The sequence below is a fragment of the Pseudomonas sp. MWU318 genome (assembly GCF_016756945.1).
Lineage (GTDB): Bacteria > Pseudomonadota > Gammaproteobacteria > Pseudomonadales > Pseudomonadaceae > Aquipseudomonas > Aquipseudomonas putida_A.
Genome location: NZ_JAESJL010000002.1, coordinates 423,664 through 439,026, shown reverse-complemented (window position 1 = coordinate 439,026; position 15,363 = coordinate 423,664). Strand labels below are relative to the sequence as shown.

Below are 15,363 nucleotides of genomic sequence, written 5' to 3'. Positions count from 1 at the left end.
GCAGGCTCACTCCTACAGGGAACTGCGGTGTGTTTCAGAGGGTTGGCAGGCTGAAGGTGAACAGCGTGCCGCTTTGGGCGGTGGACGCGACATGCAAATGCCCGCCGTGGGACTGCGCGATCTGGCTGGCGATGTACAGACCCAGCCCGAGGCCGGCCTGGGGCGCGCTGCCGGCAGGGCGCGAGTAGGGGTGGAACAGGTGCGGCAGGACCGCATCGGGAATATGCCCCTGATTTTTCACCGCCAGCATCAACGCACCTTGCTCGATCTGGGCGATGACTTCGATATCCCCTTCCGGGTCGCCATGGGTCACGGCATTGGCCAGCAGGTTCGACAGCAACTGGGCAATCCGGCCACGGTCGCAGCGCACACCCTGCAAGTCGCCAATGGACGCACTGATCGTACGTCCGGGATGCACATTGCGAATCTCCGTCACCACCTGTTGCACGGCTTCGGTCAAATCCGCACAGGGCTGGATATCCACCGGAATGCCTTTGCCCAATCGCCCGCGAGCGAAGTCGAGCACATCATCCACCAACCGCGTTGCCCTTTGCGCACTGCCAAGGATATTGCGCACCCGCACCTCGATGGCCGGATCCGGATGCTTGCGCAGAAGCATTTCGGCACCAGCGCTGATCGCGAACAACGGGTTGCGCAAGTCGTGGCCGAGCACGGCGATGAACTGTTCGCGCAACTCGGCGGTTTCGCGTTCCTGCAACAACGCGGTTTCGGTGCGCTGCGCGTTTTCCTCGGCTTCGATCTGCAACGCGAGCATCCGCGCGAAAGACTCCATGGTGCTCTGGATGGTGCTGGACCTGAGCTGCGCCGGGATCGGGTCGAGGGCGCAGATGGTGCCGAAGAACCGTCCGTCAGTGCGGAACACCGGCACCGAAATATAGCTCTCGAATTTGTACAGGCGCGGGGTGTGGTGATCACGGTAGAGCGGGTCTTCGCTGGCTTTGTCGATCACCACCGAGACATGTGACTGGCGGATCTCGTGGCACAGAGTGGTGACCACATCCAGTTCGCCGCCGACTTGCAGGCCGAATTCCAGTTGATCGAGCACCGCACACGTGGTCCACGAGTCCTCGGTGACCCGCGCCACGGCGGCAAAACGCATCCCGGTCAGTTCGCGGATCACCTGAAGGATGGCCGGCACCGCGCTAATGCGTCCGATGGTGGCGATGTCTGCTGCTTTGCTCTGCCCCATGCCATCGTTCCTGGCTGCATTGGTTGATTGATTGGGGGCCATACTAGCGGTCTGATGGCGGTTTTGGCATCCCTCCAGGCTGCATCCGCGTGATTTGCCGGCAAACGGACGCAAAAAAGCCGCACGATCGGTGATCGTGCGGCTTTCGGGTGGCGGTGTATCAGGTGTCTAGTTTGTTGCTCAGCACCTTGCCGGTGGTGGCATCGAAGTCGACGTCGAACTCTTTGCCATCGGCGGTTTTCAGCTCGACTTCGTACTCGTAACCGTTGAAGTGGTTATCCAGATCGGTGTCGGTGATGGTCGCACCCGGGTGCAGTTTCAGCGCTTCGGCGTTCATCGACTCCAGCGACTTGATCTTGCCGGATTTGACCAGCTCAGGGATCTGGTCGACGCGTACGTCGGCCTGGGCCAGACCAGCTGTGAGGGTCAGGGCAGCGGCGGTAAACAGGGCAGTCAAAGTTTTCATCGGGTCATTCCTTGGGTTGTTCGTTGAAGTGGGCTCAGGTTAACCACCGCAACTTAATTCACCCTTAAAACCCCCGAATACAAAACGGGCAAACCATGCCCGACACAAAAACTGTGGGAGCGTGGCTTGCCCGCGATGAAGGCGCCTCGGTTTTGCTGATCAGAACCCGTTGTTCTTCAACACCTGATCAACACTGGCACTGGCCGGGCGCTTGTAGAACTTCAACAGCTCGCTGGCACGGTTGGTGAAGATGCCATCAACCCCGGCCGCCATGACTTTCTCGAAATCCACCGGCTCATCGACGGTGTAGACGTGCACCAGCATGCCCTGATCGTGGGTGTACTGGTTCATCCACGGTTGCACCAGATCCGAATAGCTCTGGTCGCCGCCCTTGGTCAGCTTGGCCGAAGGGCCGGTGCCGATGGCGCCCTGCGACTTGGCGAAATCAACCCATTGCTTGAATTCGGCTTCGGACTTCGGCTCCTGCTTGCCGTAGAACACGTTCTTGTCCTTTTCGCCGGATTCGGCAAAGGTCACTTTCGATTTCGGTTCGATGCTGCCTTCGCCAACCCACAGCAACAGGATCTTCGGCACTTGCGGCATTTCCTTCTGCAGCAGTTCGAGGCTGTTTTTCTCGAAGGTCTGCAGGATCACCTTGCCTTTGCCCTGGCCAACGCCCAGCTCGCTCTTGGCCAGTTTCGAACCGGCCGGACTCAGCCAGCCGCGATCCTGCAGCTTCTCTTTGAGGTCATGCTCGATGCCGGGGAACAGCTGCGGCTCTTTGGTTTCGATGTACAGGCCCGGCTTGTGTTTCGGGTTGGCCTGGGCGATGTCGATGATCTCGTCGAGGGTGAGGATTTTCAGCCCGGCGTAGGTCGGACGCGCGCGATCCGGGTAAGCCTTGTTGTACCAGCTGCCGGCGTCGAGGGTTTTCAGTTCGGCCATGGTGAAGGCGGTGGCCGGGCTGTCTTTGCGCTCCGGGAATTTGGTCGCGACGTCGGTGGTGCGTTGCAGATTGTTGTCGTGCAGGGCGAACAGCACGCCGTCCTTGCTGCGCTGCAAATCCATTTCCAGGTAGTCGGCGCCGAGGTCGCGGGCCAGTTTGTAGGAGGCGGCGGTGGATTCCGGAGCATCGAAGGACGCGCCACGGTGAGCGATCACGGCTGGATGCGGGATGCCATGGGCGGCGGCAAGCGCGTTGACGTCAGTCTGGGCGGCGTGGGCCTGGCCGAGACCGAGCAGCAGGCTCAGCATGAGGGCGCTTTTGGTGAAAGTGGCGGGCATGTTCGAGTTCCTTTCGCAGGGCATTTTCAAAGACGTACCTTTTAACAACTGAATCGATTGGGTGCTATCGCCAGACCGACATAAACGTATTAAAAGCGATTTTTCCTGCACTTTTGTGGCGCGGTTTGCAGTACGCTTGCCCTCGGCAGACGCCCCGGCAGAGGGCGCGCCGATTCTGTTGCCCTGCGTGTAAACCATCGATGTTTTTTCGTGAGGTTTACCATGCGCATCACTTCCCAACTCATCTGTCAGGCCGCCGATGACCTCAAGGGTTTTGTCGGCCTCAACCGCAAGACCGGCCAGTACATTGTGCGTTTCAGCGAAGATTCGTTCGGCATGGACGTGGCCGATGACGGCATTATTCCTGTGAATGAATTTGTCTGGGCGCCAGTGACGCCGCAGACCATGACGCTTAAACGCGAGCTGATTCAGTTGCTGCTGGACCAGAATATCGATGAGCGGATCAACATCACCGAGCCGTTGCGGGTGTACATGAGCAAGGTTGAGGTGCCGGAGATTGTGGCGGTGCGCAGTTTGGTGCAGGGCTGAAGTTTATGTATTGACGCTACTGGCCTCATCGCGGGCAAGCCACGCTCCCACAGGTTTTGAGTTGTTCTGAAGATCACGCTGTACCTGTGGGAGCTGGCTTGCCAGCGATGAGGCCGGTGAGAACACCCCCCAACTCACTGGCCAAACCGGTATTCGCGCTCCACCCGACACACCCGTGTCTGAAACTTCGAATACCACTGCGCCCGGCCGCGCGCCTGAATCACCCGGTGTTCGGGATGCTCGCGCCAGGCCAGAATCGCCGCCTCGCTCTGCCAGTACGAAATGGTGATCCCGACCCCGTCTTCTCCACGAATCGAATCAATGCCGAGAAATCCCGGTTGCTCGCTGACCAACTCCAGCATGCGCTCGGAGGCCGCGGCATAACCGTTGTCACCCTCGGTGCGGGTCGAGGTGAAAATCACCGCAAAGCAAGGCTCGTTCGGCTTCATGGATGTTGCTCCGCACACGCTTCGACAAACGCCCGCACCAGTGGCGGAACCAGCCCCTTGAGCGCCGCACGTTCCGGTTGAAACAACGTGGCGACAAAAAACACATGGTCAGGCAATTCGATTGCGCGCAAGTCGCCTGCCGAATCATGCCCCACGGCGCGTAGCTGATGGCTCAGCAATTCTTTTTCGAACTTCGGATTCACCCCGAACCGGCAGCGATAGCCTTCAAGAATTTCGGACGTTTCGTACGCCTTGGCGATCAACGAGCCTGCGACCAGATGAATGCTGTCCACTGCCTCCACCAGTGAACAGGTCAGTGGCGCGAGCACGGCTCGCGGTGAATCCGGTGATGTTTCGCCATGCTCGGCATCGGCCCAGCCCAGCACGTTGCGGGAAAACTCCAGCACCGCATGCTGAAAACCACCGCAGGTGCCGAGGAAAGGGCGCTGTTGTTCGCGGGCAAAACGGATGGCCCTGAGTGCACCGGCCTCACTTTTGTAGGGGCTGCCCGGAACGCACCAGAAACCGTCGAAGTGATCCAGCGCAGTGTCGGCGTGGATCTGCTCGGTGGGCAGCCATTCGAATTGCACATTGTGGCCGCACTGCTCGGCGATCATGCCGAGGGCAACGGGGATCGCCTGGTGGGCGGTGACTTGCGGATCGTGATCGCCGATCAGGGCGATGGAAATGGCGTCCATGGGATTTCCTTGATTTGAGTGAGTGATGAACCTCTGGGGGAGGGTGTGCAGTTGTCGATCACCGGGGCTCACTATAGATTGGCGTTCACGCACTCAATATTGGCGTTTCCCCAAGTGATCAATGCAGCGACGCACTATCGACTCGACTACCCGGATCTGGCGCTGATCCTCGCGTTGGTGCGGGGCGGCTCTCTGGCCCGGGCGTCGCAGCTGCTCAGGGTAGATGTGTCTACGGTGTTTCGCGCAGTGCGGCGGCTGGAGTCGGCGCTCGGTCAGCAGTTATTCGAAAAGAGCCGCGCCGGTTATTTGCCCACCACCCTCGCGCAGACTTTGGCCGAGCAGGCCGAGCGCGCCGAACAGGCACTGGAAGCGGCGCGGATCGGTGTCGAGCAGGGCGGTGAAGTGGTCAGCGGCACGGTGCGCCTGACCTGTACCGATTCGGTGCTGCAGGGTCTGCTGTTGCCGGCGCTGGCGCAGTTCATGCCGAACTATCCGGCGCTGACCCTCGAACTGAGCACCTCCAACGATTTCGCCAACCTCAGCCGCCGCGATGCCGACATCGCCCTGCGCCTGACGCGTACACCGCCGGAGCACCTGGTCGGACGGCAACTGGCGAAGATTTCCTACCGGGTCTGCGCCAGTACACGTTATCTGCAAAACGTCGATGCAACGGATCTGGCGGCGCTGACCTGGATCGCCCCGGACGAGTTTCTGCCGGATCACCCGACCGTCGCCTGGCGCCGCCAGCAGTTGCCCGGCGTGACCCCGGCTTATCGCTGCAACAGCATGCTGTCGGTGACGGAACTGGTGCGCGGCGGACTCGGTGTGGCGGCGTTGCCGGATTTTCTGATCACTGAAGGTTTGCAGGCCCTCAGCGAACCGTTGCACGGCTACGACACCGCGCTGTGGTTGCTGACCCGCCCGGATTGCCGCGCGTTGCGCTCGGTGGTCACGCTGTTCGATGAGCTTGGGCGGGCGCTGCGGTTGCCGTGATCAGCGTTGCGGGTTCTGGCAGATGTGCGCATGCAGTTCGCGGGTCAGGCCTTCGATGCGCTCGGTCAGGCTCTTGGTCATTTCGGTGAGGCGGGTGTTCTGCTCCAGCAGTTCGAGCAGTTGCGCGGTGGTCTGCGCGGCCTGAGCCTGGCGCTCACTGTTGGCCACGGCCAGCGCTTCACGGTGTTGCGCGTCGGCGTCCGATTGCGCCTTGTCCCGCGCGGCTTGCCGGGTTTGTGCCAGCAGGATCAACGGCGCAGCGTAGGCGGCTTGCAGGCTGAACGCCAGGTTGAGCAGGATGAACGGGTAGACGTCGAACTGCGTCACGCCCAACACGTTGAGGCCGATCCACACCGCGACGATCACGGTTTGCGCACCGAGGAACAGCGGCGTGCCGAAGAATCGCGCGAAGGCCTCAGCGCGCAAGGCGAACGTGTCGTTGCCGAAGGTGGTGTTGAGGTGGGCGTGGGGGCGGTGGAAGCGCAAGTGGTCGACGGGGGCGGTGGTGGGCGTTTCGGGTTTTTCTGTGGTCATGATGGGCTCGGCAGGACTTGGGACTGAAGGTCACTATAGTCCTGCATAGAGGCTTATGGCCCTTTCGCGAGCAGGCTCGCTCCTACAGGGGAACGCATTCCAATGTGGGAGCGAGCCTGCTCGCGAAGGCCGCGACGCGGTCTCTCAGCCCGGCGCCCGCTCATTGGCAAACATGCTCACCGCCTGCACCGCTTCACTGGCGCCATCGCGGATCTGCAGAATCACGCTGCCAGCCTGATCCGCCAGTTCAACGCCTTGCGCCGCACGCCCGCGAGTGCCTTCCATGCTCTTGATCGCCTGACGGGTTTCGCTCTGGATCAGGCCGATCATGTTGGAAATCTCCGCCGTCGAGCCGCTGGTACGCGCCGCCAGTTGCCGCACTTCGTCCGCTACCACCGCGAACCCGCGCCCCTGATCCCCGGCACGCGCCGCTTCAATCGCCGCGTTGAGCGCCAGCAGATTGGTCTGGTCGGCAATCGCGCGGATAGTGTTGACGATCGCGGTGATCTGCTCCGAACGCTCGCCAAGTTGCGCGATCAACGTAGAAGATTGTGCGATATCATCAGCGATTTCGCGCATCTCACTGGCCGCCTGCTGGATCACCTGAGTGCCTTGCTCGGCGACTTTCCGGGTTTCCACCGAGATGTGATAAGCGGCGCTGGCGCTGCGCGCATCGTGCTCGTGCTGCTCGACGCGGGCGGTGACGTCCGTGGCAAATTTCACCACTTTGCACAAACGCCCGGCGGCGTCGTACACCGGGTTGTAGTTGGCCTCCAGCCACACACTCTGGCCGCGCTTGTCGACACGTTCGAACTGGCCCTGAAACAGCTCACCCTGATTCAACCGCCGCCAGAAATCCTCATAAGCGCTGCTGTTGACCAGCTCCGCGCGGCAGAACAAGCGGTGATGTTTACCCTTCAGTTCAGCGAGCGTGTAACCCATGCGCGTCAGAAAATTCTGGTTGGCGGTGAGAATGCCGCCGTTGAGGTCGAATTCGATCACCGCCATCGCCCGGTCGATCGCCTGCAGCTTGGCATTGGCCTCGCTTTCCTGCTGAACCTTGGTCGTCACGTCCATGGCGAACTTGACCACTTTGACCACGCGTCCCGACGCATCCTTGATCGGGTTGTAATTGGCTTCCAGCCAGACCGGCTGGCCCTGGCTGTTGATCCGCTCGAAGGTGCCGGACTGGAACTGGCCGTTTTTCAGGCGCGACCACAGTTCAGTGTATTGCGCGCTGCGGCCAAACTCCGGGGTGCAGAACAAGCGATGAGGCTGGCCGATCACCTGTTCGGCGCGGTAACCCATGGTTTTGAGGAAGTTGTCATTGGCCTTTAACACTACACCTTCAAGGTCGAACTCGATCACCGCCATGGAGCGATTGATCGCTTCAAGCAGGCCGTTCTGTTCGGTGATGGTGTGTTGAAGGTCGTTGAGTTCGGACTGGTGGCGTTTGAAAAACATAGGGGCAGTACCTGGAAGTAGGGAAAGACGAGGTTTGTGTCCCTGTTTCCGCGCTGGCAGAGCAAATGCTGGATGAGCATTTGTCATTGACTGCAAAGTGCCAGCATCCAGGCTGACGAGCAGATCTTATACAAACTGATTTAAGTTGTACAAGAAATTGCGAATCAGTTTTTTCGAGGCTGAGGGCGGGGGCGTCTTCTTAGCCCGGACTGCTCAGCGCCACGCTGATGGTGTTGCGCCCCGTGTGTTTGGCGGTGTACAGCGCTTTATCGGCGTCATCCAGCCAGGCAACCGCGTCGCTGTACGATGGCTGAAAGCGTGCCAGACCGATACTCAGGCTGACGCGCAGCTCTGGTACATCCGGGTGCCGATATTGATCCAGCGCCTGACGCAATCGTTCCATTTGCGCCTCGGCTTTATTGAGTGGCTGGTCGGGCAGGATCAGGCAAAACTCGTCGCCGCCATAACGACCGGCCCGTTCACCTTCGGCCAGCAGCCCTTTGAGTGCCTGGCTCAACTCGCGCAGCACGGCGTCGCCAACGATGTGCCCATAGTTGTCGTTGATGGTCTTGAAATGATCGATGTCGATCAGCGCCAGAATGTCCTGGGTGTTGTTATCTCGGCACCGGGTGAAACGCGTATGGAGCAGATCCTTCCAGGCGCCGTGATTGAGCAGCCCGGTGAGGCTGTCGGTGCGGCTCAGGTCTCTGAGTGCACGCTTGTGCTGCGCGAGTTTGATCGCCAGTTGGTAACTGACCATGCCCAGGGCCAAGGGGTACAAGGTCAGCATCGGCAGGCAGGCCCAAACCTCGATTTGCGTCATCGTCAGGCTGAACTTGAAGCCGAACAGTAAACAGCCCAGCAGCACGCCGGCGATTTGGGCGAGAGCGCCCAGCAGGAACAGACGTCGTCCACCGGCGGCGACATTGTTCATGGTCATCATCGACAGGATGGTCACGGTGGTCAGCGGATTGAACTGAAAGCACGCGGTCCAGAAGCCCCCGCACAACGAGTCGTACAACAGGTTGCGGCGTTCGGCATGGTAGGGGAAGGTCGAGCGGGTCGAAATCTGGTAGGCCAGATGCGGCCAGATAAAACCGTTAAACACCAGCAGCGCCCAGAGCCAGTTCGGCATGTGCAACGGATACAGCGCGGCCGCGACGCTGAAAAAGCCGACACCCAGACCGATGATCCTGGGCAGATAAATGCGTCTGGCGAATGACAAGCCTTTGCCGCGTTGATTTTCCATGATGTCCTGCGCCAGATTCATCCTGAAATACTTTGAAGTGTTTTTTCAGGTTGACCGTTCGTCGGTCAATTGTCGGACATTGTCATTTATTCCAACGGGAATAATCAGTGTCCTTCCGAGCCATTTAATCGTGGCGGGGCGCAGGAGAGGGCCGGTTTAGAGCTGGTATCTGGCCAGAAACATCTCCATGGCCGACTCGGCCACGGCTTTTTGCGTGTCTGCATCTAGCGGCGGCAGGCCCATGGAAATCTGCGGCCAGAAACCGAACGACTTCAACAGCCCTTGCACCTGTTGCGCGGCGAATTCTGCGTTCACGGTTTTCAGTCGACCATCCGCCAGCGCAGCGCGAATCCACACCGTCAGGCCTTCTTCGCGCTCGCCCATGCGCGCCACCATGTCCTGCGCGCGCTCCGGAGAATGAATGGTGGCGGCAATCGCCACCCGTGCCAGCCCGAGAAAGTTGTCATCGGCCATCATCTGCAGTTTAGCCAGCAACATGGGGAGCAGTTGCTCGCGCAGCGGCTGATCCGCGCGATAGGTCACGGCTTGCTCGTCGGTAATCCGTGCCCAGAGTTGGTTGAGAATTTCGGCGAACAGCTCTTCCTTGCTGGGAAAGTGGTTGTACACCGTGCGCTTCGACACCCCGGCGGTGGCCGCGATCTTGTCCATGCTGGTGACCTCGAACCCGTTGGCACGGAATTCGGCAATTGCCGCCTGGATGATGGCTTCGCGTTTGCGGTCGGTGAGGCGTTGTGGAACTGTCATAAGTACGCTTCGGCAGAGAAGGGGTGGAATTACACTTGGCAGTTTACTTGTCATCACGTTTCATGCAACCTAGAAACTACACCGCCCAGTGTAATGTTGCGTTAATCCGCGCAACCTAAAAACAGACAGTTCGGCTGATGCGTGCGTGCCTTGGCCATTTATCGTCCCACCGTGAAAAACCGTGAATTGCGCGGTTTTTCTGGAGTCTCTCAGTCATGGCCAATCCAGATTTTTCTGCGGATCAAACTTCCACGCCTGAAGCCTCTCGCCAGGATCAAGGGCTGTTCCGTAACCATGCGCCGGTGCAACGCGAAGGTGGGCGCAAGATGCTGCGGATCATGTGGAACATGATTTTCAACAAGCCGCGCAATACCCGTCCCGCCGCCGCGATCCCGGTGCAATCGCTGACCCGTGAAGACCTGCTGGCAGCACCGAATCACAGCGTTTACCGGCTCGGCCACTCGACCCTGCTGCTGAAAATGCGCGACAAATTCTGGATCACTGACCCGGTCTTCGCCGAGCGTGCCTCGCCCGTGCAATGGGCCGGCCCGAAACGTTTTCACCAGCCGCCGATCAGCATCGACCAGTTGCCGCCGATCGAAGCGGTGATCCTGTCGCACAACCATTACGACCACCTCGATTACCAGGCGGTACTGCAACTGGCGGCCAAAACCAACTATTTCCTGACCCCGCTGGGCGTCGGCGATACCCTGATCAAATGGGGCATCGACGCCAGTAAAGTTCGCCAGTACGACTGGTGGCAGGGCACCGAAATCGCCGGCATCCGCTTCGTTGCCACTCCCTCGCAGCACTTCTCCGGCCGCGGCCTGTTCGACAGCAACAGCACCCTGTGGGCATCGTGGGTGATGATCGACGGCGACACGCGGATCTTCTTCAGTGGCGACAGCGGCTATTTCGACGGCTTCAAACGCATCGGCGAACAGTACGGCCCGTTCGACCTGACCCTGATGGAAACCGGCGCCTACAACGTCGAATGGCCACACGTGCACATGCAACCCGAAGAAACCCTGCAGGCGCACCTCGACCTCAAGGGCCGCTGGCTGTTTCCGATCCACAACGGCACCTTCGACCTGGCGATGCACGCCTGGCACGAACCGTTTGACCGCATCCTGTCGCTGGCCTGGGAGCGCAGCGTTGCGATTACCACTCCGCAGATGGGCGAGGCGTTCAACCTGATGCAACCACAGCGCGGGAGTGCTTGGTGGTTGGCGGTTGAAGGGGAGAGTGAGGGCGTGGTTCAGAACGCCTGACCCCATTTAGTGAATGCTGATGTTTTGTGGTGAGGGGATTTAGCGAACGTCGCACCGCCTCGATGGGGCAGCGACGTTTCGCTAAATCCCCTCACCACAAATGTTCATTCAGCCATCGCATAATCCCCACGCCCCACTGCTTCCGATGGCGCGCCCATACTCGCACTGCGACCCGGCGCAAACCCCGGAAAAAACACCAACCCCTGCGCCTCAAACCGATAAGCCAACGCCAGTCGCGCCGCATCCGCCACGTCCTGCTGCGCTTCAAACCGCTGAATGTCGTCCACCGCAACCTGCGCCTCGCGCGACAGCTGTTCCACGCTCCAGCCCAGCATCGCTCGGGCCTGGACGCAGTGCGTCGGGGTGAACTGGAAAAGGGCAATGCGTTCGAGGATGTGGTTCATCGCAAGAGAGGCCATGGTGTGCTCCGGGCTCAAGAGTGCTGATTGAAAATGTACTGTGTTTTTGTACAGTTGTTTTGGGCCGGGATCAAACGCATTTTTTGATTTGCCCTAGTTCGCCGCCTCCAACCAGACGGACGGTGCCTGTCCGAGGATGCGCCGGAACATCGTCGAGAACGCCGCCGGGCTTTCATAACCGAAGTCCAGAGCGATCCGCGTCACCGCTTCACCGGCCGCCAGACGCGCCAGCGCCAGCACCACGCAGGCCTGTTGCCGCCATTGGCTGAAGCTCAACCCGGTCTGCTGCCGAAACAGTCTGTTGAAGGTGCGCAAGCTTATGTGCAACTGCTCTGCCCAGTGTTGCGGCGACTGATGGGCGTTGGGTTGATGCAGAAAGGTCTGACACAAAGCCAAGAGCTTTCCGTCAGTCGGCAGCGGAATGTGCAAGGGCAGGGGCGCGCTGCGCGCCAGTTCATGCAGCAGTAGGTCGATCAATACGCCGTCGCGTCCTTCGAGGTCATAAGTCAGCGGCACTTCCACGGCTTCCATCAACAAGTGCCGCATCAACGGTGAAACGCTGATCACCTGACAACGCTGGCCCAAATCTACCGCCCCCGGCTCGATGTACAAACTGCGCGTACTCACGCCGAGCATCAGCACCTCATGCGCCACTCCCGGCGGAATCCACACCGCCCGCTGCGGCGGCACCACCCAGTTGCCGTCATGGGTACGGACCTGCATTACCCCGGTCGCGCCGTACAACAACTGCGCCCGTCGATGCGTATGAAACGGCAACAGATGGCCGTGGGAATAATCTGTACCGATCGCCACCACCGGGCGCGGCGTGTCATCCAGCAGATTGATCGAAACATTGCGCATCGAGCGTTTTCCGGTAGTTGGCGTAAACGCAAACATTATTGGCTGAGTTGCTGAAGCAGGCCAAGCCGCGTCGTTCTATCGTCGACCGCTCGCCACCACCGGAAGACGCGCCATGTTTTACCTCCTGCTGACTCTCTTCGGCTGCCTGACCGGCATCACCGCCGTGCTCTTCGGCTTCGGCGGCGGCTTCGTCGTCGTGCCGCTGCTCTACCGCATGCTCAGCGGCAGTCACGGCACCGACGACCCCATCGGCCAATCGGCGATGCACATCGCCGTCGCCACCTCGACCTGCGTGATGATCGTCAACGCCCTGATCGCCACCGACAAACACCGCCGCGCCGGCAACCTGATCCGCCATTACCTGTGGCCCCTCGGCGGCTTCATCGCCCTAGGCGCGATCATCGGCGCGATCGCCGCGGTGTGGGTCAGCGGCGAGATCATCCGCTACGCCTTCATCGCCTACCTCGGCGTGACCATCATCGACTGCCTGCTCAGGCGCGGCTTTCTCGCCCGTAACGAAGGCGTCATTCCACGCCGATTGGATCGCAAGGAAATATCCGCCGGTGGTGTAGGCATCGGCGCCATCGCCACGTTCCTCGGTGTAGGAGGAAGCGTCATGACCGTGCCGCTCCTGCGCCGCTGCGGGTTGAGCATGTCCCAGGCCACGTCCATGGCCAATCCGCTGAGCGTGCCGGTGGCCGTGGCCGGGACACTGACCTATATGGCGCTGGCCGGTTTCAGCGAGACGGATCTGGGCGCTTGGTTTGTCGGGTATGTGGATTTGCTGGCGTTTGCAGTGCTGACGCTGGGGTCGTTGGTCGGGATTCGAATGGCTACGCCGTGGATCGGGCGGATACCGGATCGGGTGCATGCTTGGGTTTATATCGCGCTGCTGATCATCGTGATGCTGGGCATGCTGCTCAAGTAGAGCCTCGATTCCTGCGCGCATCCTCTGCATACTTCGCAGCCTCATTCATTCAGGGATCGATCCATGCTCAAGGGACTGCTGCGCCTGGCGCCATACGCTGCGGCGCTGTTCACACTGATTTCCACCGCCCATGCCGAAGATGGCCGGCGCGTGTTCACCGGTACGCTGGGCAAGATGCCGATTGTGGTGGAGCTCAACACCACGCAGCAGGACGAAGTCACCGGCCGCTACTTCTACGAGAAGTATCACCGCGACCTGGAACTCAGCGGCTCGCTGCAAGACAGCACATTGAATCTCGTTGAAGGCAACAACCGCTATGGTGACGACAAACCGCTGCCGACTTTGAAGTTGAAATCCACCGCCAACGGTTGGCAGGGCGAATGGCAAAACCCCAAGGGCAAGAAGCTACCGGTACAACTGACCGAAGCCAAACTTCCCGCGCCAACTGCAACGACGTTGCCCTTTATTACCACTTTGCCGAAGAGCGATCCCTACGAGTATTTGCGCTTACAGGGACTCAAGCTCAAACCGGAGAAGAAAGAAAACTTCATGGGCTACGACCTGCAATGGTGGACGGAGCCTGAGTCGAAGATTTCGCTGTTCAGTGTCGAGTCTGGCTATACGAAGGAAGAGCAGCAGCGGATCAACAACCACTTGCTCGGACGGCTCTGGACTGAAGTCATCGACTATCACCGCTGCATGATGGATGGCGGGGAATACGCCGAATTCGATCAAGGTGCTGCCCCTGAGTTTCTCTCGCCCGACGTGGTCAGCCTGGACATTTCCACCGGTTACAGCTGCGGCGGTGCCCACCCGGATTTCGGCAGTTCGCCAATCAACCTCGACGTCCACACCGGCGAATTGTTGAAACTCAAAGATGTACTGTGGATCGGTGAACCCAACAGCGCGGCCACCGAATATGATCAGATGAAAGTCATGGCACCGTGGCTGGTCAAACAGTTCACCACGCTCTATCCCGAAGAGATGAAGAAGCCCGCCGAAGATGACGGCAGTTGCGATTACTCCGATGAAAGTGTCTGGGGCTATTCCAACTGGCACTTCACACCGAAGGGGATTTACCTGGGCGCTTACTTCGCCCGTTACCAACGTAACTGCGATAACCCTGATTGGTCAGTGCTGCCGTACTCGCTGGTCAACCAGCACCGTGGCGCAGTCAAACTGCAGCTGCCCAAAGGCTGACCATCACGCCAACCCCGGCGCTTCCCGCACAATGAAGTGATCCAGGTTCTCGATGTTGGCACTGAACACCCCGAACGTCTGTTCGGGGTTCTTCTTGCTCGGCACCTGCTTCAACTCCGGCGTCACGCCATAGAAGAAACAGAACAACTCCTTGTCACTGTCGATCGCGTGCTTGATCTCTTCCAGAAACGCCTTGCGCTTACGGTAGTTGTCGATCAACTTCTTGCTCAAGTACACGTTCACCGAATACGGCTTCTTCTTCGCCTCATCCGCCTGCTTGAACCAGACCTTCTGCTCGAAATCGATTCGAAAACTCTGGGTGTAATCCTTGATCTCCTTGATCTTGCCCCAGTAAATCAGCCCCTTGTTGTCCGTCAGATACTCGATCTTCTTGAAGAACGAGCCATAAGCCGCCGTGTGCTCACCAATCTTCAACGGCATGCGCTTGAGCAATTCCTTGTCGGCGAAGTTCGACACAAAACACTCCACCGGATGCGCAAACACACTGGTCTTGTCCGGCGCCGTCTCACGCCCCGGCGACTCTTTGGAACTCACCTGCGCCAACCGCACCGGATCATCCCGCAACACATCCGCCGCCCCCGCCGGCGCAACAGGCTTGCGCACATACTCACGCCGCGTCAGCAACAACTCCGACGGAAAGTGCTCCTCCCGCCCGTCATCCACCTCGCCATCCGCCGCCTCAACCCCGGATGCCGACGCCTTCAAACTCACATACGGACAACCCGCTACATGCTGCGTCGTGGGCAGGTTCTTGAAGTGCGGTGTACGCACGTAGTTCACGTTTTTGGCGTTGAACGTGCCCAGCTCGTTGGCTGCATCGAATGCGGCGCGACAGACATCGTTGGGGCACAGGAAATGCTCCTTTGCCGAATCGAAAGCCACCGTCTCATCGAAATTGAGATCGCGAACGTCATAGATCGACAACCTGTCGTCGAGACTGAGGCAGTAGGCGAGATCGAATTTCATGGTGGGGCTCGGGTCCTTGAGTGGGGGGAGCTATTA

16 protein-coding genes and 2 pseudogenes are annotated in these 15,363 nt (G+C 59.7%); 5 read left to right on the top strand and 13 right to left on the bottom strand.

The window, feature by feature from the left end; translation table 11 throughout:
• Nucleotides 1-34 precede the first annotated feature (34 nt).
• The 3 genes from JN524_RS06035 to JN524_RS06025 form a co-directional block, all read right to left on the bottom strand.
• Nucleotides 35-1,210: a GAF domain-containing sensor histidine kinase gene (locus JN524_RS06035; RefSeq protein WP_202368805.1), complete on the bottom strand. Its 1,176-nt coding sequence runs from the start codon at nucleotides 1,208-1,210 to the stop codon at nucleotides 35-37.
• Between the two features lie 160 nt (nucleotides 1,211-1,370).
• A complete protein-coding gene (locus tag JN524_RS06030) occupies nucleotides 1,371-1,676 on the bottom strand; it encodes a PepSY domain-containing protein (RefSeq protein WP_202368804.1) in 306 nt (101 codons plus the stop codon).
• Nucleotides 1,677-1,835: 159 nt separating this feature from the next.
• Nucleotides 1,836-2,960 (bottom strand): glycerophosphodiester phosphodiesterase, encoded by a 1,125-nt coding sequence (locus tag JN524_RS06025; RefSeq protein WP_202368803.1) that lies wholly within the window; start codon nucleotides 2,958-2,960, stop codon nucleotides 1,836-1,838.
• 222 nt (nucleotides 2,961-3,182) lie between these two features.
• Here JN524_RS06025 and JN524_RS06020 point away from each other — a divergent pair, with 222 nt between their 5' ends.
• A complete protein-coding gene (locus JN524_RS06020) occupies nucleotides 3,183-3,509 on the top strand; it encodes a DUF2025 family protein (protein ID WP_047295892.1) in 327 nt (108 codons plus the stop codon).
• Between the two features lie 134 nt (nucleotides 3,510-3,643).
• Here JN524_RS06020 and JN524_RS06015 read toward each other — a convergent pair whose 3' ends face one another.
• Entirely contained in the window at nucleotides 3,644-3,958 is a 315-nt protein-coding gene (locus JN524_RS06015) for an antibiotic biosynthesis monooxygenase family protein (protein ID WP_202368802.1), read from the bottom strand.
• Entirely contained in the window at nucleotides 3,955-4,656 is a 702-nt protein-coding gene (locus JN524_RS06010; protein WP_202368801.1) for a CTP synthase C-terminal region-related (seleno)protein, read from the bottom strand. Before JN524_RS06010 ends, JN524_RS06015 begins: the two co-directional genes overlap by 4 nt.
• Before the next feature lie 51 nt (nucleotides 4,657-4,707).
• On the opposite strand from JN524_RS06010, the gene JN524_RS06005 reads away from it, so the two are divergent.
• Nucleotides 4,708-5,649 carry a LysR family transcriptional regulator gene (locus tag JN524_RS06005; RefSeq protein WP_202369032.1) on the top strand — a complete coding sequence of 314 codons (942 nt, stop codon included), beginning with the start codon at nucleotides 4,708-4,710 and terminating at the stop codon, nucleotides 5,647-5,649.
• On the opposite strand, the gene JN524_RS06000 is transcribed toward JN524_RS06005, so the two are convergent.
• The 5 genes and pseudogenes from JN524_RS06000 to JN524_RS05985 form a co-directional block, all read right to left on the bottom strand.
• On the bottom strand, nucleotides 5,650-6,183 hold the full coding sequence (locus tag JN524_RS06000; protein ID WP_135296379.1) for a DUF1003 domain-containing protein: 534 nt from the start codon (nucleotides 6,181-6,183) through the stop codon (nucleotides 5,650-5,652).
• Between the two features lie 144 nt (nucleotides 6,184-6,327).
• A pseudogene (locus JN524_RS27440) lies at nucleotides 6,328-6,765 on the bottom strand (methyl-accepting chemotaxis protein); the annotation flags it as partial.
• 108 nt (nucleotides 6,766-6,873) lie between these two features.
• Nucleotides 6,874-7,557, bottom strand: a pseudogene (locus JN524_RS27435) (PAS domain-containing protein); the annotation flags it as partial.
• 289 nt (nucleotides 7,558-7,846) lie between these two features.
• Nucleotides 7,847-8,896, bottom strand: coding sequence for a diguanylate cyclase (locus JN524_RS05990; protein WP_202369031.1), 1,050 nt, complete (start codon nucleotides 8,894-8,896; stop codon nucleotides 7,847-7,849).
• Nucleotides 8,897-9,052: 156 nt separating this feature from the next.
• Nucleotides 9,053-9,661, bottom strand: a complete 609-nt coding sequence (locus JN524_RS05985; protein WP_139054839.1) for a TetR/AcrR family transcriptional regulator — start codon at nucleotides 9,659-9,661, stop codon at nucleotides 9,053-9,055.
• Nucleotides 9,662-9,876: 215 nt separating this feature from the next.
• Between JN524_RS05985 and JN524_RS05980 the strand changes: the two genes are divergently transcribed.
• Nucleotides 9,877-10,932 carry an MBL fold metallo-hydrolase gene (locus tag JN524_RS05980; protein ID WP_202368800.1) on the top strand — a complete coding sequence of 352 codons (1,056 nt, stop codon included), beginning with the start codon at nucleotides 9,877-9,879 and terminating at the stop codon, nucleotides 10,930-10,932.
• A gap of 104 nt (nucleotides 10,933-11,036) precedes the next feature.
• Here the strand turns inward: JN524_RS05980 and JN524_RS05975 are convergent, their stop codons facing one another.
• A complete protein-coding gene (locus JN524_RS05975; protein WP_123588732.1) occupies nucleotides 11,037-11,351 on the bottom strand; it encodes an XRE family transcriptional regulator in 315 nt (104 codons plus the stop codon).
• A 93-nt stretch (nucleotides 11,352-11,444) separates the two neighbouring features.
• Nucleotides 11,445-12,212: an AraC family transcriptional regulator gene (locus JN524_RS05970; protein WP_202368799.1), complete on the bottom strand. Its 768-nt coding sequence runs from the start codon at nucleotides 12,210-12,212 to the stop codon at nucleotides 11,445-11,447.
• Between the two features lie 112 nt (nucleotides 12,213-12,324).
• On the opposite strand from JN524_RS05970, the gene JN524_RS05965 reads away from it, so the two are divergent.
• Together JN524_RS05965 and JN524_RS05960 are read left to right on the top strand one after the other, a co-directional pair.
• A complete protein-coding gene (locus JN524_RS05965) occupies nucleotides 12,325-13,140 on the top strand; it encodes a sulfite exporter TauE/SafE family protein (RefSeq protein ID WP_202368798.1) in 816 nt (271 codons plus the stop codon).
• A 63-nt stretch (nucleotides 13,141-13,203) separates the two neighbouring features.
• On the top strand, nucleotides 13,204-14,340 hold the full coding sequence (locus tag JN524_RS05960; protein ID WP_202368797.1) for a hypothetical protein: 1,137 nt from the start codon (nucleotides 13,204-13,206) through the stop codon (nucleotides 14,338-14,340).
• Nucleotides 14,341-14,343: 3 nt separating this feature from the next.
• Here JN524_RS05960 and JN524_RS05955 read toward each other — a convergent pair whose 3' ends face one another.
• Complete coding sequence (locus JN524_RS05955; protein ID WP_202368796.1) at nucleotides 14,344-15,327, bottom strand: hypothetical protein; 984 nt, start codon at nucleotides 15,325-15,327, stop codon at nucleotides 14,344-14,346.
• Nucleotides 15,328-15,363 lie beyond the last annotated feature (36 nt).